This is a genomic window from Nocardia asteroides (genome assembly GCA_019930625.1).
GTDB lineage: Bacteria > Actinomycetota > Actinomycetes > Mycobacteriales > Mycobacteriaceae > Nocardia > Nocardia sputi.
In genome coordinates, this window is record CP082844.1 from 3,623,919 (window position 1) to 3,642,896 (window position 18,978).

Sequence of the window (18,978 nt, forward strand, 5' to 3'; positions counted from 1 at the left end):
CCGGTGCGCTCGCGCCCCGCTACCTTGTTCAGCTCATCCGCGCCAGCAGCGCGTCGGGGAGGTGGGGGAGCGCGAAATCGAGCAGCCGCCACGGCCACCCGGGGACGCAGGCCCGGCGCCGCTCCTGCTCGATGGCGGCCACCATCGCCGCGACGCCCTTGTCCAGCGGCGCGACCATTCGCGCGTCGCCCGCCTTGGCCGCCATGTCGGTGGCGATGAAACCCGGTAACAGCGTGGTGACGGCGATCGGCGAACGGGCCAATTCGGTGGCCAATGCCGCACCGAGTGCGGCGACGCCCGCCTTGCTCGCCGAGTAGGCCGCCTTCTTGCCGGGCAGCCCGCGCACCGCGCTCATCGATGAGACGAGAACCAGGTGCCCGGCATCCTGCGCGCGGAAGATCTCCAGCGCCGCTTCCGCCTGCGCCAGCGCGCTGACGAAGTTGGTGGTCGCCGTGGCCAGATTCGCATCCGCCCTTCCGCTGCCGACCGGCGCTCCCTTGCCGATCCCGGCGTTGACGATCACGCGGTCGAGGCCACCCAACTCGTCACGCAGTTCGCCGAAGACGCGCGGAACCGCCGTGTGGTCGTCCACGTCGAGTGCGCGCACCGCGACGGTGACCTCCGGATGAGTGGCCCGCAGCTCGTCGCGCAGCGTCGTGAGCGCGTCCAGCCTGCGGGCGCACAGCGCGAGGTCGCGGCCCTTTGCCGCGAAGTCCCGCGCCATGGCGGCCCCGAGACCCGCGCTCGCGCCGGTGATCAGAATCCTGCTCCTCGTCATGCGGCTGACCCTAGCGTTCGCCGAACGCGCGGCGATACGCCGCCGACGGGACGTGCGCCGTTGCTCAGCCGCCGAACGATCCGGTCGGCGGCGGGGTCGGCGACAACCGCCACGGACCGCAGTTCTCGGTCTTGAAGCCGACATCGGTCGGCTCGATCTCCACCCGGACGGGGCTGAGCCGGGTGTAGTTGTTGGCGATGATGTACTGCATGTTCGTGTTGTCGCCCTCGACCTTCCACAGCCTGCGCCAGTCGCACGCGTAGGCCGGATCGGAGGCGCCGGGCGCCTCCCAGACGCCGGGGGCGATATCGACGCCGACCAGGTAGACGCCGTCGTGCGGCATGGTGTTCGCGGGTTCGGCCGCCGCCGTCGCCGTGGCGAGCAGGGTCGCCGCGCAGGTCATGGCTCCCGCGAGTAGGAGGGCGCTTGCACGCATACCGTTCTCCTTGACTTGTACTACCGCCGCGTCCACGTACTTCCGCCGCCACGGCCGACTCGGGAGATCCCCGCATCTCCGCGGCCAGGAATACCAGAACGGACCGGGTGGTGTGGCCCGAATTCGCGATTTCGCGCGGGTGGACGCGGGCTCGGCTGCCCGGCGATCGGTCGGTGTGGCCGGGCGATGCCGACCCGAACTCGTCGAGTCCCGCCTCACGCAACCACGAGTTCGCCGACAGGCTTGGCAAGGGGTCTTCTGGTGTACCAGCTACTGGCTTTGTTCCGTGCCGCGGCGCGTGGTTGTCGCGAAGGTAGTCCGGCTTGCCCGTATCCAGCAGCAACTTCGACGTCTTCTGCGTGCCGATCGGCACGGTGTGGCTCCGAATGCATTACGCTCTGCTATCTCTGCGCAAACTGTCTTGGCGCGTTCGCCGACCGGGCGCTGCGCATGCCGTAACACTTCGATTACGTAACTTGCTTCGCTGATACACGTGTTGTCAGAGTAACCAGTGGGTTTGGTGTTACAAGTGGGAAGGGAGGGGCGCCCCATCCCGGGGCGCCGACCGCACTATGAAGCCAAGCATCGTCAAGGCCGGTATCTGTACCGCCGTCACGGCCGCGGTAACGGTGACGTTGTCCGGATTGCTGCCGGTCACCGCGCACGCGGCGCCGTCGGCGCTGGACATGTCGAAGAAACTCGCGGGCAAGACCGTGTTCCTCGACCCCGGACATCAGGGGCCGAACCATTCCCAGGACCTGGCAAGACAGGTCAGCGATGGTCGCGGCGGCACCAAGGACTGCCAGACCACCGGCATGACCACCATGAACGGCGTTCCCGAGCACACCATCAACTGGAACGTCGCGCAGGTCGTCAAGACGTCGCTGGAGACACTCGGCGCGCGCGTCGTGCTGAGCCGCCAGGACGACACGAACTGGGGCGGCTGCGTCGACGACCGCGCCCGCGCGGCGAGCCAGTCCGGCGCCGACGTGGCGGTGAGCATCCATGCCGACAGCGCGCCCGCGCAGTATCGCGGGTTCCACCTGATCGTCCCGGAGCTGCCCATCCCGAATCTGATCGTCGACCAGGCGCAGTCCGGTGCGGGACGCGCCGCGTCGACGTCGGTGCGCGACGCGTATCGCCAGGCGGGATTCCCGCCCGCGAACTATGGCGGCGTGGTGGACGGGCTGCAGACCCGCAAGGACGTGGCAGGGCCCGCCCTGACCACCGTTCCGGTGGTGTTCCTCGAGATGGGCAACGGCGCCAATCCCGAGGACGCGGCGCTGCTGGAGACCCCGGACGGGCAGCTCAAGCACGCGATCGCGCTGACCACCGGCCTGGTCGGCTACCTGCTCGGCGGACCGCAAGCCGGCGCTTCGCCGGATCAGCAGGCAGCGCAGCCCATCCCGCCGGGTACGTCGTTCGATCGCCCCGCCTCGGACCCGGGCACGCCGCAGGGCCAGGCGAATCAGGGTACTCCGCAAGCGCAGACGAACACCGGTACTCCGCAAGCCCAGACGAACACCGGTACTCCGCAAGCCCAGACGACCCCCGGTACTCCACAGGCCCAGAACCCGGCGATCCCGCAGGCGCAAACGATCCCGGCGGTGCCCCAGAGCCCCGCTGCCCCCGCGGTGCCGCAGGCGCAGTCCGCTCCGGGCGCCTCGACGCCGAAGTCGGCGCCGGGCGCGGCGACACCGCAGTCGCCGGGCACTTCGGCGACACCGGATGCGCCGGGCGCGTCCGGAGCCCAGTCGCCGGACACGCCGTACGCCCAGCAGTCCCCGGGGACCGCGGGCGGCAACGCCTCGATCATGGAGTTGCTGATGCCGTTGGCGAAGATGCTGGGCTTGGACGACAACGCCATCACCACGGAATTGATCAACCTCGGCTACAGCCTGGCGGCCATGCTGCTGGGCCCCTCGAAATAGTCCGCACACCGAACCCACCGGACGCCATCCTCACCACCATGAGGGTGGCGTCCGGCATTTTTCGCGGGTCGGGCGGGCGCACTAGGGTGAGCGGAATGGCAGACCGGATTCCTGTTGTGCTCGTCGCGGGGTTTCTCGGTTCGGGGAAGACCACGCTGCTCAATCACTTGTTGCGAGACAACCGGGGGACGCGGATCGGCGTCGTTGTCAACGACTTCGGAGCGATCAACATCGATTCGATGCTGGTCGCCGGGCAAGTCGACGCCATGGTCTCGCTCGGCAACGGCTGCGTGTGCTGCGCGGTCGACGTCACCGAGCTGGACGAGCTGTTCACCCGGCTCACGCAGCCGCGCGCCGGAATCGACGTCCTCGTGGTGGAAGCCAGCGGCTTGGCCGAGCCGCGCAATCTCATCCGGATGGTGCTCGGCAGCGACAACCCGCGCCTGCGCTACGGAGGACTGGTCGAAGTGGTCGACGCCGAACAGTTCCCGGACAGCAGCGCCCGTCATCCGGAACTGCGCACCCATCTGCGCCTGGCCGATCTGGTGGTGGTGAACAAGGCCGATCGGGTGGCGCCCGAGCAACTCGCGCGGCTGCGTGCGGACATCGCGGCACTCGTCGGCCCGGTGCCCGTGTACGCGACCACCTACGGCCGGATCGATCCCGGGCTGTTGTTCGACGAACCGCTGCGCGAACGGCCGCTGGTGGCCGAGCAACTGAGCTTCGACGAACTACTCTTCGACCACGACCACGACCACGATGCCGGGCACCGCCACCTGCACGACGACTACACCAGCGTCTCGTTCACCACCGCACGAGCGCTCGACCCGCGCAAGCTGATCGGTTTCCTGGAGGACCCGCCACCGGGATTGTTCCGGGCCAAAGGCTTCGCCGCCTTCGGGGTTGCGGACGAGCGCAGGAAATTCGTCATGCACATGGTCGGTCGCCACATCGTCTTCGAGTCGGGCAGCTGGTCGCGCGGCGAATCGCGGGGCGCGCAGCTGGTGCTCATCGGGGCGGGCCTGCACACCGACACGGCATTGGCCCGGCTGCACGACACCGTGCACGACGCCGCAGATCCGCTCGACCCGCAGAGCATGCTCGGCGTGTGGCGCTATACGCCGCACTGAACGCGCCAGATTGGCGCGTTCGGTCGCGACATGGCGCGTTCGGTGCTGGTGACCGAGTGGTCTTTTCGTGAGACTGAAGGCGTGTCCGCCGGTCCGGGGGCACGGGGAGCGTACTGCCGCGCGCGGCGCCGCCCGGCAGCCGATCCGTCACCGACCGAATCGTCCTGCGACCGATGGGAGTTCCGTGTCAGATTCCATGGAGAGCGCCACCGCGTACGTCATCCAGGCGCTCGAGGCCAAGGGCACCGCCACCCGCGATGACTTCGATGTTCCCGCGATCGTCGCCGAGACCCATGCCATCGCCAAGAGCTGGGATTTCCGTGCGATCGAGGACGCGACGTTCTGGTCGATCGCGGCGCGTTTCCTCAGGACGTGAACGTCCGATCCGCCCGCTCGGTGCGATGCGCGGTGATGGCCAGCGACCACCGCCGAGCCGCTCGCCGCATCGATGCCGGATCGGAGTAGCCGAGAATCTCCGCCTGGCGCGACGCGCTCAGCGGCCCGGCGGCGGTCGCGGCGACCAGCCGTGCGCCACGCGCCCGATCCAGTTCCGCGCGCCACGTGGTGCCCGCCTCCCGCAACCGGCGCTGGAGGGTGCGCGGGCTGGTGGCCAGCCTGCGCGCCACGCGCTCCAGGGAGGCGTCGCCTTCGTCCAGGCAGTCCGCCAGGGCCGTCGCGACCCGTTCCGGCCATGCCGTGGCCAGCGGTGGCGGCGGCGGAAGAGCCGCGGCCAGCGGCTGCAGTATGCCGGCCAGCACCGGATCGCTGGTGGTCAACGGCAGATCCATGTCCGAGGCGCGAAAGGTCATGGCGTCCACCGGCGCGTCGAACTCGATCGCGGTGGTGCCGAACACCTCGACGAAGGTCTCGATTCGTGCGGGGGCGTGCTGGCGCAGCGAGACCCGCAGCGGGGCCAGCGGTTCACGCACCACGCGCCGCGCCCGGCTGAGCACCGCGCTCAGGCCCCACAGCTGGGTCAGGTCACGGCCACGGCCCGCACCATCGATCATGTCGAGGTAGAGCGTGACCTCCTCGTCGTTCTCCGCGACCAGGTCGAATCGGTGATTGGTGGTCACCGCGGTGACGTACGGCCCGCAGGTCGCCAGTCCGGCCCCCAGCGTCGGGGCCGAGGAGAACAGATAGTCGTAGAGGCCGAGGCAGGTCAGCTCGTAGCGGCTCGCCACGTTCAACGCGACGTCGGGGTCACCCAATTCGTGTTCGGCGATCTCCCACAGCCGAGAGAACGTCTGGCTGGGCAGGTGCAGATCCTCGCCCGCCATGGTCCACTCCGGTAAACCGGATTCCCGCAGCAGCCGGTCGCGGTCCACGCCTACCGCGGTGAGTTGCGAGATGACGAATCGGTGGAGCAAAACCTGGTCGGTTCCCATCGCGTGCTCCTTCCCAACGCAACCGATCGGCCCACCTCGGCTTACGAGCGAAGCGAGACGGAAGCGCATTCCGATCGCAGCCCGGCGCACACGCTATACCGGCCGTGTTGATTCGTCATGAGATTCATGTCACGGACAGATCACCCGCAGGCGTTCACCCATTCGGACAGGCCGTCGGCGAACAATTGGCGCTTCCAGATCGGCACCTCGTGTTTGATCCGGTCCACCAGTTCCGCACACGCGGCGAACGCTTCGCCGCGATGCGCCGCCGCCACCGCGACGACGATCGCGCGGTCGCCGATGCCGAGCGACCCGATGCGGTGCACGGCGGCGACCGGCAAGCCGTGCGTGGTGGCGATTTCGGCGCAGACGGTGTGCAGGAAACGCTCCGCTTGCGGGTGCGCGGAGTATTCCAGGGACGAAACGCTCTGTCCGCCATCGTGATCGCGGACCTTGCCGGTGAACACCACGACCGCGCCGTAATGCGGTCCGGTGACCGCCGCTTCGACCTCCGCCGGGTCGAGCGGCTGGTCGCTGATCCGGGCGAGCCGGACCGTGGCCTCAGCCGTTGTCATGACTTCCACCTCCGGCAACTTGTGCGAGCAGATGATCCAACAGCGGCTCCAGCACCGCCATGCCGTCTTCGACGCCGCCGAGCGATCCCGGCAGATTCACGATCACCGAGCGGCCGGCGAGCCCGGCCACACCGCGGCTGAGGGCCGCGAGCGGGAATTTCGCGGTACCGCGCTGCCGGATCGCCTCCGCCACACCGGGAAGTTCGCGATCGAGCACGGCGAGGGTGGCTTCCGGGGTGCCGTCGGTCGGCGAGGCGCCGGTTCCGCCGGTGCTGATGACGAGGGAGGGTTCGAACCGCAACGCGTCGGACAACCCGATCTCGATCTCGGCGTCGGCGTAGACCAGCGGACCGCGCACCGAGAAGCCCAGACCGGCCAGCCAGTCCACGAGCGCCGGGCCGGTGGTGTCGATGCGGGTGCCCGCCGCGACGCCGGTCGACGCGACCAGCACCACCGCCGAGCGTTCCTCCCCGTCGAATTCCGGCTCGGCGTACTCCGGGGTGTCATCCGCGTCATCCGCATCATCCGCGTCATCCGCGTCATCCGCGTCATCGGAGGACAGCTCGTCATCAGCGGAAGGCAGGATCTCGCTCTCCTCGGAGGCCGCTTCGGCCGGGCGCTCCCAATGCCCGCGCTTGCCGCCTTCTTTGGTGAGCAGCCGCACGTCGGTGAGCGTAGCGGCGGGGTCGACCGCTTTCACCATGTCGTGCAGGGTGAGCCCGGCGACCGCGACCGCGGTGAGCGCCTCCATCTCGACCCCGGTGGGGCCTTTGGTCTTCGCGGTGGCCTCGATCGTGATGGCGGTGTCGGTGAAACCGAACTCGACCCGCACCGACGACAGCGCCAGCTGATGGCACAGCGGGATCAGCTCGGCGGTCTTCTTCGCTCCCGCGATGCCCGCGATGCGGGCAGTGGCCAGCACGTCCGCCTTCGGCATGTCGTCGGCTCGCACCAGCGCGACCACCTCGGCCGTGGTACGCAACTCGCCCGCGGCGACGGCGATCCGGGTGGTCTCGCTCTTGGCGCTCACATCGACCATGCGGGCGCGACCTTCGTGATCGACATGGGACAACTCGCTCATAAGGACCACACTCGCACAAACGCTCCGGCGGGCAGCGCGGTGACCTCGGCGGGCACGTCGATCAGCACGTCGGCCCACGCCATGGCCGCCACGAGGTGTGAGCCGGGCCCGGACACCACCTCGACCGCCTCCGGATGCCCGTGCGCCTCGCGCGGAGCGCCGACCAGCTTGCCGCGCAGGAATTGACGCTTCCCCTCCGGCGAGCGCGCCACGGCGTTGCGCAGCGGAAGCTCGTAGGTGTCCACCTCGGGCAGCCCGGCGAGGTGGCGCAGCATCGGGCGGGCGAACACCTCGAACGACACCATCGTGCTGACCGGGTTGCCGGGGAAGCTGAGCACCGGCACACCCTCGACGACGGTCAGCCCCTGCGGGCCGCCCGGTTGCATCGCGACCGAACCGAACTGCCCGCCCATGGGCTCGAGCACGTCCTTGACCACCTCGAAGTCGCCCTTGGACACCCCGCCGGAGGTGAACACCACATCGGCGGCCTCCGTCGCAGCCGAGAGCAGCGCGCGGAAACGCGCCGGATCGTCGGTGCTGTGCGCGACCGAGACCACCTCGACGCCGTTCGCCGCGAGCGCCGCGGCGAGGGCGACGCCGTTGGAGTTGTAGATCTGCCCGGGACGCAGCCTCTTTCCGGCCTCGACCAGCTCGTCGCCGGTGGTGATCACCGCGCCGCGCACCGGGCGGAAGACCGTCACCGCGGGCAGGCCGACCGCGGCGAGGGCGGCGACATGCCGGGGCGCGAGCCTGGTCCCGGTACGCACGAGCAGGTCGCCGCTGCGTACGTCGGTGCCCGGCTCACGCACGAAGTCGCCTGCGCCGCGGCCACGCTCGATGGTCACGGTGCCGTCGCCCGCTCGGGTGTCCTCCACCGGCACGACGCAGTCCGCGCCGGGCGGGATCGGCGCGCCGGTCATCACCTTCATCGCCGCGCCCGGCGGCAGGGGCGTGCGGCCCGCGGCACCTGCCGCGACCACGCCGGTCAAAGGCAGTGTGACCGGGGCGACCAGCACCGATTCCGCGCGCACCGCGTATCCGTCCATCGCGGAGTTGCGGAACACCGGCAGGTCGATCGGCGAACGGACATCCTCGGCGAGTTGCCTGCCCAGCGCCCGCGGCACCTCGACGGACTCGACCGCGCGCGCGGCCAGCGGCCGCAGCAGCTGTTCGACGCCGGCGCGGTAGTCGTCGACGGGCCTGGCCGAGACGTCGGCGGGCCGAGGGTTCATGCGAGTCAGCCTAACGCCCGATCCGGGCGATTCTCCGCCTCCGTGGCCGTGCGCCGTCCGTGCGCAGGTCACCCCACCCGGACACGGGCCTCACCGCGGGACCGTCCCCGTGGTGAGCAGCCGGCGCGCCATTCCGCCCGCAGACGAATCGGGACAGGCGGTCATAATGGACGTGTGACTCTGGTCGAGATCGGGATTCCCGCCGTGCGTTCCGGGCGTCCCTCGCTCGCCGGCCGGCCCGATACCCCCTACTTGCTGGATCGTTTCGGACGCGTCGCCCGCGACCTACGCGTATCCATCACCGAGAAGTGCTCGCTGCGCTGTACCTACTGCATGCCCGAGGAGGGGCTGCCGGAGATTCCGCGGCACGAACTGCTCACGGTGGAGGAGATCGTTCGGCTGGTGCGCCTCGCGGTGCGGGATCTGGGGGTGCATGAGGTCCGCTTCACCGGGGGTGAGCCGCTGATGCGCCGCGACCTGGAACAGATCATCTCCGGGTGCCATGCCGAGGTGCCGCACATCCCGTTGGCGATGACGACCAACGGTATCGGGCTCGAACACCGCGCGCGCGGCCTCGCCGCCGCGGGCCTGCGCCGGGTGAACGTGTCGCTGGACACGGTGGACCGGGCCGGTTTCGCGCGGCTGACGCGCCGCGACCGCCTCGAATCGGTGTTCGCGGGCATCCGTGCCGCCCGGGCCGCTGGGCTGGCCCCGATCAAGGTCAACGCCGTCCTGATGCGCCAAACCCTCGCCGGAGCACCGGATCTGCTGCGCTGGTGCCTGGACGAGGGCTGTGAGCTGCGTTTCATCGAGGAGATGCCGCTCGACGCCGACCACGAGTGGGCCCGCGCCAACATGGTCACCGCCGCCGAACTGCTCGACGTACTGGGCGCCCGGTTCGAACTCACCGAGGTCGGCCGCGCCGACCCGTCGGCTCCCGCGGAGAAGTGGCTGGTCGACGGCGGGCCCGGCACCGTGGGCATCATCGCGACCGTGACCCGCAAGTTCTGCGACACCTGCGACCGCACCCGGCTCACCGCCGACGGCATGCTGCGCTCCTGTCTGTTCAGCGACCAGGAATTCGACCTGCGCCAGGCGCTGCGCTCCGGCGCGGGCGACGAGGAGGTCGCGACCCTCTGGCGCGGCGCGATGTGGGACAAGTGGGCAGGTCACGGGATCGACGCCGAAGGCTTCGTTCCTCCGGAGCGGACGATGGGAGCCATCGGTGGTTGAGATCCGCTACTTCGCCGCGATCGCCGACGCCGTCGGCAAGGACAGCGAAACCCTCGATCTCCCGGCCGGAGCCACGGTGTCCGACCTGCGGGCCGCCCTGTCGGCGACCTACGGCACGGACCTGGAGAAGATGCTGTCGGTGTGCGCCTACCTGATCGGCGACGAACTCACCCGCGACCCCACGGCCGCGCTCAGCCCGAGTGTCGACGTCCTGCCACCCTTCGCGGGCGGATAGGCACTGGGGCGGGATAAGGGCCTTCGCCGACCGCTCGGCAGGACACGACATGGGCAGAGGGTGCCTGCGTTTCCGCGCCGGAGCGGATCTATGTCGAGTTGATCCGCGATCTGCTGCGCGACCGCCGAGGCGAACGGCGGGCGAGTCCGCTGAGGCCGCGCGGGATTTCTCCGGGCGAAGTGTAGAGATCGGCCCGCGCGTTTCGTCGTCCGAGTAGAAGGGGTATCCGAGCCCCTCGCTGCGAGGAAGGATGACGTTATGCACTACCTGGCGACACTGGTAGGACGTGAAGACGGCCCCGGGGTGCGGCCCGGCACCCCGGAGTTCGACGCGGAGGTGGCGAAGTACGCGGCGTTCGAGGAACGCGAGGCCGCGGCGGTCGCGGGCGGCGTGGCGCTGTACCCCTCCGCCGACGCGCTGCACATCCGGCGGGCCGACGGTCGGACGCTCGTCACCGACGGCCCGTTCGCGGAGCAGGCCGAGGTCGTCGGCGGGTTCTACGTCTTCGAGGCCGCCGACCTGGACGAGGCCATCCGGCTGGCGCGTCAGGTGCCCGCCGCCGAGGACGGAGCGGTCGAGGTGCGCCCCATGGTGATGTGGTCGCCCCACGACACCCCGCGCGCGGATTGGTGGTTGGCGCTGCTGTGGGAAGTGCCGGACGCGGTGATCGCGCCGGGCAGCCCGGAGTGGGACGACGCGGTCGCCGACCATGAGCGGTTCGGTGAGAAGCACGCGGCTGCCCTCCGCGGTGGCGGGGCGCTGCAACCGCCGTCCTCGGCGACCACGGTGCGGGTGCGCGACGGGAAGCTGCTGCTCACCGATGGTCCGTACGCGGAGTCGGCCGAGGTGGTCGACGGGCTGTACCTGTTCGCCGCGCCGGACCGGGAGCAGGCGGTGCGGATCGCGGCGGCCATCCCGCTCGGCGAGCGCGGGCGCACCGAGCTGCGCCGGGTCGTGGACTTGGGCGACTGACGTGCGGACGGGGCAGGCCGCGACGATCGACGCCGTCTACCGCGCCGAGTTCGGCCGGGCTCTGGCGACGGTGGCCAGGACCGTCGGGGACATCGGACTGGCCGAGGACGCCGTGCAGGAGGCATTCGCCGACGCCGTGCGCACCTGGCCGGAGCGCGGGCTGCCGTCGAACCCGGGGGCGTGGATCACCACGGCCGCCCGCAATCGAGCGCTGGACCGGCTGCGGCGCGAGTCGGCGCGGGCGGCCAAGGAATACGACGCGGTCCTGACCCGGACGCCGAGCGAGGAGAACGAGGTGTCACCGGTGCCGGACGACCAGCTGCGGATGATCTTCGCCTGTTGCCATCCGGCACTGGCGCGACCCTCGCAGGTGGCCCTGACGCTGCGCCTGGTGTGCGGGTTACGGACGGCCGAGATCGCGCGTGCCTTCCTGCAACCGGAACACACGGTGGCGCAACGGCTCACGCGTGCGAAGGCCAAGATCCGGCAGGCGGGCATCCCGCTGCGGGTGCCGCCCGCGCACCTGATGCCGGAGCGGGTGCCGGGTGTGCTGGCGTGCGTGTATCTGGTGTTCACCGAAGGGTATTCCGCCACTTCGGGTCCCACCGCGGTGCGCGACGAGCTGTGCGACGAGGCGATCCGGCTCGGCAGGCTGCTGTGCGAGTTGCTTCCAGGGGAACCCGAGGCGCGGGCGCTGCTGGCGCTGATGCTGTTGCAGGACAGCCGCCGGGAGCAGCGTCGGCGCGACGACGGGGAATCGGTGCCACTGGAGGAACAGGATCGGTCGCGGTGGGACCACGCGATGGTGCGGGCGGGGCTGGCGTGCCTGCGGTCCGCCGAAGCCGAGGGCAGCGGCCCGTACCTGGTGCAGGCGCGCATCGCCGCCGCGCATGCGACAGCGCCGAGTTGGGCGCGGACCGACTGGCACTCGATCGCCGCGGAATACGACGAACTGCTGCGGCTGGCCCCGTCACCGGCGGTGTCGGTGAACCGCGCCGTGGCCGTGGGATTCTCCCGCGGATTCGACGCGGGCTTGGCCGCCCTCGACGAGGTCGCCGCCGATCCGCGGCTGGCCGGATCGCACTTGGTCCCCGCGACCCGCGCCGACCTGCTGCGACGCAGCGGCCGGTGGCGGGAGGCCGCGGCGAACTACCGCGTGGCGTTGACACTGGCGCGCAACGATCAAGCGCGGCGGTTCCTGGCTCGCCGTCTCGCCGAAAGCGAGGCGGCTCGCTAGGCCTCTAACGCCACCAGGTGTCCAGCGGAGTCACCGGGACAGTGCGCTTGTGCCGGGTGCCGCGGAAGATGCTCTCCAGCCGCTCGGCGACCTCCGGAGTGACCTCTTTGCCCTCCAGGTAGTCGTCGATCTCGCTGTAGCGCAGGCCGAGCGCCTCCTCGTCGGGCAGGGCGGGGCGGTCGTCCTCCAGATCGGCGGTGGGCACCTTGGACCAGATGCTGGCCGGTGCGCCGAGTTCTTGGAGCAGCGCGGCGCCCTGACGCTTGGTGAGGCCGGTGAGCGGAGTGAGGTCGACGCCACCGTCACCGTACTTGGTGAAGAATCCGGTGACCGCCTCGGCCGCGTGGTCGGTGCCGACCACGAGCAGGTTCTCCTGTCCGGCCAGCGCGTACTGGATCACCATGCGTTCGCGCGCTTTGATGTTGCCGCGCACGAAGTCCCGAAGTTCGTGGACCTGCAACGCGGTCGCCGTCTCGGCGGCCGCGGCGTTCGCGCTGGGCCGGATGTTCACCACGACTTCGCGGTCGGGCTGGATGAACCGCACCGCGATTCGCGCGTCCGCCTCGTCGGCCTGCACGCCGTAGGGCAGCCGGACGGCGAGGAAGGTGGCGTCCACGCCGTCGGCGCGCAGTTCCTCGACCGCGAGCTGGCACAGCCGGCCTGCCAGCGCGCTGTCCTGCCCACCGCTGATGCCCAGAACGAAACCTCGTGCGGGGGTGGCGTTCAGATAGTCCTTGAGGAAATCGACGCGGCGTCGTACCTCGTCCTTCGGTTCGATCGTCGGCCGGACGCCCAATTCACTGATGATCTGTTCGCGCAGGTTCCCCATGGCGCCCGAGTCTATAGGCGTTTCACCGGGCGACGACGCGCCGAACGACGCTCTCCCAGTTGTCGCCGATCTGCTCGCGGGTATAGCCGAGAACCTGCATCTGGTGTATTACCAGCGCCGCGCCCATCATCGCCAGCAGTCCGTCGGCGAGCAGCGGGACGTCTCCAGTCACGTCGGCCTGCCGCAGCAGCATCGCGACATGCGCGCGCAGCAATCCGTACGGCCCGCCGGAATAGCGGTCACCGGCCTCGCCGATCTCGGCGGCGCGATGCAGTTCGCCTTCCACTTCGATGTCCAGCAGCCGGGCTCGACCGAAGGCGACCAGTCGTTCCACCGGGTGTGCGCCCGGGCCGAGCGGCGGCGGCCCGAAGATGAACGCCTCCTGGAACTTCTGCTCGGAGTGGTCCAGCAGCGCGAGCATCAGGCCGGACCGGTTGCCGAACCGGCGGAATACCGTGCCCTTGCCGACCCCGGCGCGTTTGGCCAGCGCGTCCATGGTGAGGCTGTCGACGCCCTGTTCACGCACCAGCTGCTGCGCCGCGTCCAGCAGCAGGCGGCGGTTGCGCGCCGCGTCGGCGCGTTCGGCGGGCCCCGACGTGCCGGGCAGCGGCGCACCGACGTCGAGCAGCCCACGTACGCCGGATGGCGACGCGTCGGGTGTGGGGTAGTTCACAGCGCTCACGCAGACTCCGCGGGAAGTAATCGGACCATGGTCCGGTTAGTGTGTGATGAACGTACGGACACCACCTCATTCAGTACACCAGGAGTCGTCATGAGTCAGACCCGCATTCTTGCACTCGTCGGTAGCCTGCGTGCCGCCTCGGTCAACCGGCGGCTGGCCGAGGCCGCCGCACATACCGCGCCGGAGGGTGTCGAGGTCACCCTCTACGACGGACTCGCCGACATCCCGTTCTACAACGAGGACATCGACGTGCCCGGTTCGGTTCCCGCGGCCGCTCAGGCGCTGCGCGACGCGGTCGCCGAGGCGGACGGCCTGCTGGTGGTGACCCCGGAGTACAACGGCACGCTGTCGGCGGTGTTGAAGAACGCGATCGACTGGGCCTCTCGCCCCTACGGCGCGGGCGCCATCAAGGGCAAGCCCACCGCCGTGGTGAGCGCGTCGATCAGCCCGAACGCGGCGCAGTGGGCGCACGGCGACGCGGTCAAGGCGCTCGGCGTAGCGGGTGCTCGGGTGGTCGAGTCCGCGCATCTGCACTTCGGCGTCATCGGCGAGCGGTTCGGCGCCGCGCATCCGCGCGACGATGCCGAGGCGCTGACCCAGCTGGCCGGCACCGTGCGCGAACTGGTCGAGGCCACGCGCGGCGAACTGGCGTCGGTGTAAGCTCCATCTCCGGTTTCGAACGAGGGTCACCGTGGCCTGCGCGGCGGTGGCCCTCTTCGCACGCCTGGGGGGTTGCTGAAAGTAAGCTGAAGCGCCGAACAGTGATCTGCGCCACTGTTTGATGCGGGGGTGAATCGAGCGTCCTGGTACTTCTCTCGATGGAATTTCACCGATGTGACTCGCTACATGTCGTGTTGTAGGAATCTGTCGGCCACTAGGTGTAGTGTCTTCGCTACTGGAAGACGGTGAGAGGCCCCGCTCATCAGAGGTCGGCCACGCGTGGCTGATCAGGGGATTCGGGTCCGGCTCCAGGAGTTTGCGCAGCATACGTCGATCGTGCATGCATACGGATCTCAGGCTGTGGATCAGGCACAAGGAGAGAGGGACATCAATGACCGTCACCGTGTACACCAAGCCCGCTTGCGTCCAGTGCAACGCCACCTACAAGGCCCTCGACAAGGCCGGGGTGGACTACGAGGTCATCGACATCTCGGAGAACGACGAGGCGCGTGACTACGTCATGGCCCTCGGGTACTTGCAGGCGCCGGTCGTGGTGGCGGGGGACGATCACTGGTCGGGCTTCCGGCCCGACCGCATCAAGTCGCTCGCGACCGTGGCGGCCTGAAGCCTGCGCAGCTTCCTGTTCATCCGAAGGGCGAGCGCCGGGTGGTCCGCCGCGCGGCACTCCCGAGAAGAAGGAAGGCGACCATGTCGGAGACGACGGCGCTGGTCTACTTCTCCAGCGCTTCGGAGAACACGCATCGCTTCGTCGAGAAGCTGGGACTCCCGGCGACTCGCATACCACTGCACACCGCCGACTCGCTGCGCGTAGAGGAACCGTACGTGCTGATCGTCCCCACCTATGGGGGCGGTCGGCACGTGCTGGGGGGCGACCGATCCGATAAGGATTTCCTACCGCGGCAGGTCGCCAAGTTCCTCAACGATCCGCACAACCGCGCCCTGCTGCGCGGTGTCATCGCGGCGGGCAACACGAACTTCGGCGACACCTTCTGCTACGCGGGCGAGCTGATCGCACGCAAGTGCGGGGTGCCGTACCTGTATCGCTTCGAACTCATGGGAACCGCTGAGGACGTCGAACGCGTCCGAGAGGGATTGGGATTGTTTTGGCAACAGCAACGACAGCACCGGCCGGAAAAACAGCTCGCTTAGAGCAGCCCCCGGTCCGCGGCGCCGAAGCGGACGAGGTCCTCGACTACCACGCCCTCAACGCCATGCTGAACCTGTACGGTCCGGACGGCGAGATCCAGTTCGACAAAGACCGTGAGGCCGCCAACCAGTACTTCCTGCAGCACGTCAACCAGAACACCGTCTTCTTCCACAATCTGGACGAGAAGCTGGACTACCTGGTCGAGGAGAACTACTACGAGGCAGAGGTACTCGACCAGTACAGCCGCGAGTTCATCAAGAAACTGTTCAAGCAGGCCTACGCCAAGAAGTTCCGGTTCCCGACCTTCCTCGGCGCCTTCAAGTACTACACCTCCTACACGCTGAAGACCTTCGACGGCAAGCGCTACCTGGAGCGGTTCGAGGACCGGGTGTGCATGGTGGCGCTCACCCTCGCCGCCGGTGACGAGGCGCTGGCGGGCAAACTGGTCGACGAGATCATCGAGGGCCGCTTCCAGCCGGCCACCCCGACCTTCCTGAACTCGGGCAAGAAGCAGCGCGGCGAGCCGGTGTCGTGCTTCCCCGCCGGTACCCCGGTGGACACCAGCGAGGGCCCCCGCCCGATCGAGAGCCTGCGCCCGGGCGACCGTGTGCTGTCGCACGACGGCTCGTACGCGGTAGTCGAGAAGCTCATCGAGAACCCGAACGATCAGGCGCTGGTCTCGATTTCGCACTTCGGGCACAAGGAGCCGATCCGGTGCACCCCGGAGCATCCGATCCTGGTCTGGACCACCCGTGACGTCGAAACCCTGATCGATGGCGACGGTGCCGACCCGTTCAACGGTTTCGTATGGTTGGCGGCTCAGGATGTGCACCCGTCCGATTTCATCGTGACGACCGCTCCGCTCGACACGCGTGACCGCCGCGTTTTCGATCTGATGGACGTCGTCGGGGCGGGCCGCTACGAGGAGGTCGACGGGCTGATTCGTAAAGTGAATGTGGACGCCAAGCATCGGAACAAGCAGCGGTACAACCAGAATTTCGTAGCGGTCAACCGGTATGTCGAGGAGTCCTACGAGTTCGGCCTGATCCTCGGTTGGTACCTTGCCGAAGGACATGTGTCCAAGCGCTCGGGTGTGGACGGGGTCGCGCCGAACGGCGTTCACTTCACTCTCGGCGCGCACGAAGCCGAGTACCACGTCGAGTTGGGCATGGCCTTCAAGCAGGTGTTCGGGGCCGAGTTGACCCTGCACACCAACCATTCCGACCACTCCACCCGAATGGTATGCAACAGCAAGGTCGTCGCATCGTTGATGCTGTCGCTGGCCACGGGCTACGCGACCAAGCGGCTGTCACACGAAGTGATGACCGCCGACGAAGATTTCCTGCGTGGCCTGGTAGCCGGCCTCTTCCGTGGCGACGGATGCAGCACCAGCGGTGGAATGGTGCTCGATCTGGTCAATCCCGAGCTGATCGATCAGGTACAGCTGATTCTGCGGCGCCTGGGCATCGTGTCGGTGGTCCGCAGCTACCTCAATCAGGCCGGGAACCCAACCGGGCAGATATTCGTGCCCGGCCTGCCCGGCACCAATGAAGAGTTCATCTTCGACATCGGCAAGAACCTGCACAACTACACCGGGCGAAAAGGCACGAAGCGCACAACGTACCAGGTCGTTCACGGCCGCCACGTGTACGGTGTCCGAGCGATCGAGCGCACCGAGTACGCTCCCGATAAGGTGTACAACCTCCACGTGGAGCGCACGCACACCTACACGATTCGCGGCGCCGTCGTCCACAATTGCTTTCTCCTTCGCATCGAGGACAACATGGAGTCCATCGGGCGCTCGATCAACTCCGCGCTGCAGCTGTCCAAGCGTGGCGGCGGTGTCGCTCTGCTGCTGAGCAACATTCGCGAGCACGGTGCGCCGATCAAGAAGATCGAGAACCAGAGCTCGGGCGTCATCCCGATCATGAAACTGCTCGAGGACTCGTTCTCCTACGCCAACCAGCTCGGCGCGCGTCAGGGCGCGGGCGCGGTATACCTGCACGCGCACCACCCGGACATCTACCGGTTCCTGGACACCAAGCGGGAGAACGCGGACGAGAAGATCCGCATCAAGACGCTCTCGCTGGGCGTGGTCATCCCGGACATCACCTTCGAGCTGGCCAAGAAGAACGAGGACATGTACCTGTTCTCGCCCTATGACGTGGAGCGCATCTACGGCAAGCCGTTCGCCGACATCGACGTCACCGAGAAGTACTACGAGATGGTCGATGACAAGCGCATCCGCAAGTCGAAGATCAAGGCGCGCGAGTTCTTCCAGACCATCGCCGAGTTGCAGTTCGAGTCCGGTTACCCGTACATCATGTTCGAGGACACGGTGAACCGGGCCAACCCGATCGCGGGCAAGATCACCCACTCCAACCTGTGCTCGGAGATCTTGCAGGTCTCCACGCCCTCGGAGTTCAACGACGACCTGTCCTACGCCAAGGTGGGCAAGGACATCTCCTGCAACCTCGGGTCGCTGAACATCGCCAAGACGATGGACTCACCGGACTTCGCACAGACCATCGAGGTGGCCATCCGGGCGTTGACCGCGGTGTCGGACCAGACCCACATCTACTCGGTGCCGTCCATCGAACAGGGCAACAACTCCTCGCACGCCATCGGTCTCGGACAGATGAACCTGCACGGCTACCTGGCGCGGGAACGGATCCACTACGGGTCCGAAGAGGGCATCGACTTCACCGACATCTACTTCTACACCGTGGTCTACCACGCGATCCGGGCGTCGAACCGGATCGCGATCGAGCGCGGTACCTACTTCGGCGGATTCCCCGAATCGAAGTACGCCAGCGGCGAGTATTTCGACAAGTACACCGATCGGGCGTGGGAGCCGAAGACCGATCGCGTCCGCCAGTTGTTCGCCGACGCGGGCGTGCACATCCCGACCCAGGACGACTGGCGTGAGTTGAAGGCCTCGGTCATGGAGCACGGCATCTACAACCAGAACCTGCAAGCGGTCCCGCCGACCGGGTCGATCTCCTATATCAACCACTCCACCAGCTCCATCCACCCGGTGGCGTCGAAGATCGAGATCCGCAAGGAGGGCAAGATCGGGCGCGTCTACTACCCGGCGCCCTACATGACCAACGACAACCTCGAGTACTACGAGGACGCCTACGAGATCGGCTACGAGAAGATCATCGACACCTATGCCGCGGCCACCCAGCACGTGGACCAGGGCCTGTCGCTGACGCTGTTCTTCAAGGACTCCGCTACCACCCGCGATCTCAACCGCGCCCAGATCTACGCCTGGCGCAAGGGCATCAAGACCCTCTACTACATCCGGCTGCGCCAGATGGCCCTGGAGGGAACCGAAGTCGAGGGTTGCGTCTCCTGCATGCTGTGATCGGCGTAGCGAACAGGGTGGCCTCCCGCCGGGGGCCACCC

Annotated in this window: 19 protein-coding genes; 11 read left to right on the forward strand and 8 right to left on the reverse strand. The window is 68.3% G+C overall.

Annotated features, from left to right (window positions below; genetic code table 11):
- Window positions 1–28: 28 nt before the first annotated feature.
- Both K8O92_16605 and K8O92_16610 read right to left on the reverse strand, forming a co-directional pair.
- The gene (locus tag K8O92_16605) at window positions 29–778 is read right to left on the reverse strand and encodes an SDR family oxidoreductase (GenBank protein ID UAK35299.1); all 750 of its coding nucleotides are present in this window, start codon (window positions 776–778) and stop codon (window positions 29–31) included.
- A gap of 64 nt (window positions 779–842) precedes the next feature.
- Window positions 843–1,214, reverse strand: a complete 372-nt coding sequence (locus K8O92_16610; GenBank protein UAK35300.1) for a hypothetical protein — start codon at window positions 1,212–1,214, stop codon at window positions 843–845.
- Window positions 1,215–1,786: 572 nt separating this feature from the next.
- On the opposite strand from K8O92_16610, the gene K8O92_16615 reads away from it, so the two are divergent.
- The 3 genes from K8O92_16615 (at window position 1,787) to K8O92_16625 (ending at window position 4,651) form a co-directional block, all read left to right on the forward strand.
- Window positions 1,787–3,145, forward strand: a complete 1,359-nt coding sequence (locus tag K8O92_16615; GenBank protein UAK35301.1) for an N-acetylmuramoyl-L-alanine amidase — start codon at window positions 1,787–1,789, stop codon at window positions 3,143–3,145.
- A 95-nt stretch (window positions 3,146–3,240) separates the two neighbouring features.
- On the forward strand, window positions 3,241–4,275 hold the full coding sequence (locus tag K8O92_16620) for a GTP-binding protein (protein UAK35302.1): 1,035 nt from the start codon (window positions 3,241–3,243) through the stop codon (window positions 4,273–4,275).
- A 184-nt stretch (window positions 4,276–4,459) separates the two neighbouring features.
- Window positions 4,460–4,651 (forward strand): hypothetical protein, encoded by a 192-nt coding sequence (locus K8O92_16625; GenBank protein ID UAK35303.1) that lies wholly within the window; start codon window positions 4,460–4,462, stop codon window positions 4,649–4,651.
- On the opposite strand, the gene K8O92_16630 is transcribed toward K8O92_16625, so the two are convergent.
- The 4 genes from K8O92_16630 to K8O92_16645 form a co-directional block, all read right to left on the reverse strand.
- Window positions 4,641–5,663: an AraC family transcriptional regulator gene (locus tag K8O92_16630; GenBank protein UAK35304.1), complete on the reverse strand. Its 1,023-nt coding sequence runs from the start codon at window positions 5,661–5,663 to the stop codon at window positions 4,641–4,643. The two genes, K8O92_16625 and K8O92_16630, sit on opposite strands and share 11 nt — an antisense overlap.
- A gap of 140 nt (window positions 5,664–5,803) precedes the next feature.
- Complete coding sequence (locus K8O92_16635; GenBank protein UAK35305.1) at window positions 5,804–6,238, reverse strand: molybdenum cofactor biosynthesis protein MoaE; 435 nt, start codon at window positions 6,236–6,238, stop codon at window positions 5,804–5,806.
- The gene (moaCB, locus tag K8O92_16640; protein UAK35306.1) at window positions 6,225–7,319 is read right to left on the reverse strand and encodes a bifunctional molybdenum cofactor biosynthesis protein MoaC/MoaB; all 1,095 of its coding nucleotides are present in this window, start codon (window positions 7,317–7,319) and stop codon (window positions 6,225–6,227) included. The genes K8O92_16635 and moaCB overlap by 14 nt, the downstream gene beginning before the upstream one ends.
- Window positions 7,316–8,551, reverse strand: coding sequence for a molybdopterin molybdotransferase MoeA (locus tag K8O92_16645; protein UAK35307.1), 1,236 nt, complete (start codon window positions 8,549–8,551; stop codon window positions 7,316–7,318). The genes moaCB and K8O92_16645 overlap by 4 nt, the downstream gene beginning before the upstream one ends.
- 174 nt (window positions 8,552–8,725) lie before the next feature.
- Here K8O92_16645 and moaA point away from each other — a divergent pair, with 174 nt between their 5' ends.
- From moaA to K8O92_16665, 4 genes are all read left to right on the forward strand, one after another.
- A complete protein-coding gene (gene moaA, locus K8O92_16650; protein UAK35308.1) occupies window positions 8,726–9,784 on the forward strand; it encodes a GTP 3',8-cyclase MoaA in 1,059 nt (352 codons plus the stop codon).
- The gene (locus tag K8O92_16655; protein UAK35309.1) at window positions 9,777–10,019 is read left to right on the forward strand and encodes a MoaD/ThiS family protein; all 243 of its coding nucleotides are present in this window, start codon (window positions 9,777–9,779) and stop codon (window positions 10,017–10,019) included. Before moaA ends, K8O92_16655 begins: the two co-directional genes overlap by 8 nt.
- A gap of 258 nt (window positions 10,020–10,277) precedes the next feature.
- Complete coding sequence (locus K8O92_16660) at window positions 10,278–10,991, forward strand: YciI family protein (protein ID UAK35310.1); 714 nt, start codon at window positions 10,278–10,280, stop codon at window positions 10,989–10,991.
- Window position 10,992: 1 nt separating this feature from the next.
- Entirely contained in the window at window positions 10,993–12,228 is a 1,236-nt protein-coding gene (locus tag K8O92_16665; protein UAK35311.1) for a sigma-70 family RNA polymerase sigma factor, read from the forward strand.
- A gap of 4 nt (window positions 12,229–12,232) precedes the next feature.
- On the opposite strand, the gene nadE is transcribed toward K8O92_16665, so the two are convergent.
- Window positions 12,233–13,057 carry an ammonia-dependent NAD(+) synthetase gene (nadE, locus tag K8O92_16670; GenBank protein UAK35312.1) on the reverse strand — a complete coding sequence of 275 codons (825 nt, stop codon included), beginning with the start codon at window positions 13,055–13,057 and terminating at the stop codon, window positions 12,233–12,235.
- 22 nt (window positions 13,058–13,079) lie between these two features.
- Window positions 13,080–13,685 (reverse strand): TetR/AcrR family transcriptional regulator, encoded by a 606-nt coding sequence (locus K8O92_16675; GenBank protein UAK35741.1) that lies wholly within the window; start codon window positions 13,683–13,685, stop codon window positions 13,080–13,082.
- A 144-nt stretch (window positions 13,686–13,829) separates the two neighbouring features.
- Between K8O92_16675 and K8O92_16680 the strand changes: the two genes are divergently transcribed.
- From K8O92_16680 to nrdE, 4 genes are all read left to right on the forward strand, one after another.
- Window positions 13,830–14,399, forward strand: coding sequence for an NAD(P)H-dependent oxidoreductase (locus tag K8O92_16680; GenBank protein ID UAK35313.1), 570 nt, complete (start codon window positions 13,830–13,832; stop codon window positions 14,397–14,399).
- A gap of 391 nt (window positions 14,400–14,790) precedes the next feature.
- Window positions 14,791–15,024 carry a redoxin NrdH gene (locus K8O92_16685; GenBank protein UAK35314.1) on the forward strand — a complete coding sequence of 78 codons (234 nt, stop codon included), beginning with the start codon at window positions 14,791–14,793 and terminating at the stop codon, window positions 15,022–15,024.
- Between the two features lie 83 nt (window positions 15,025–15,107).
- Complete coding sequence (nrdI, locus tag K8O92_16690; GenBank protein ID UAK35315.1) at window positions 15,108–15,569, forward strand: class Ib ribonucleoside-diphosphate reductase assembly flavoprotein NrdI; 462 nt, start codon at window positions 15,108–15,110, stop codon at window positions 15,567–15,569.
- Entirely contained in the window at window positions 15,524–18,937 is a 3,414-nt protein-coding gene (gene nrdE, locus K8O92_16695; GenBank protein UAK35316.1) for a class 1b ribonucleoside-diphosphate reductase subunit alpha, read from the forward strand. The genes nrdI and nrdE overlap by 46 nt, the downstream gene beginning before the upstream one ends.
- Window positions 18,938–18,978: the final 41 nt, after the last annotated feature.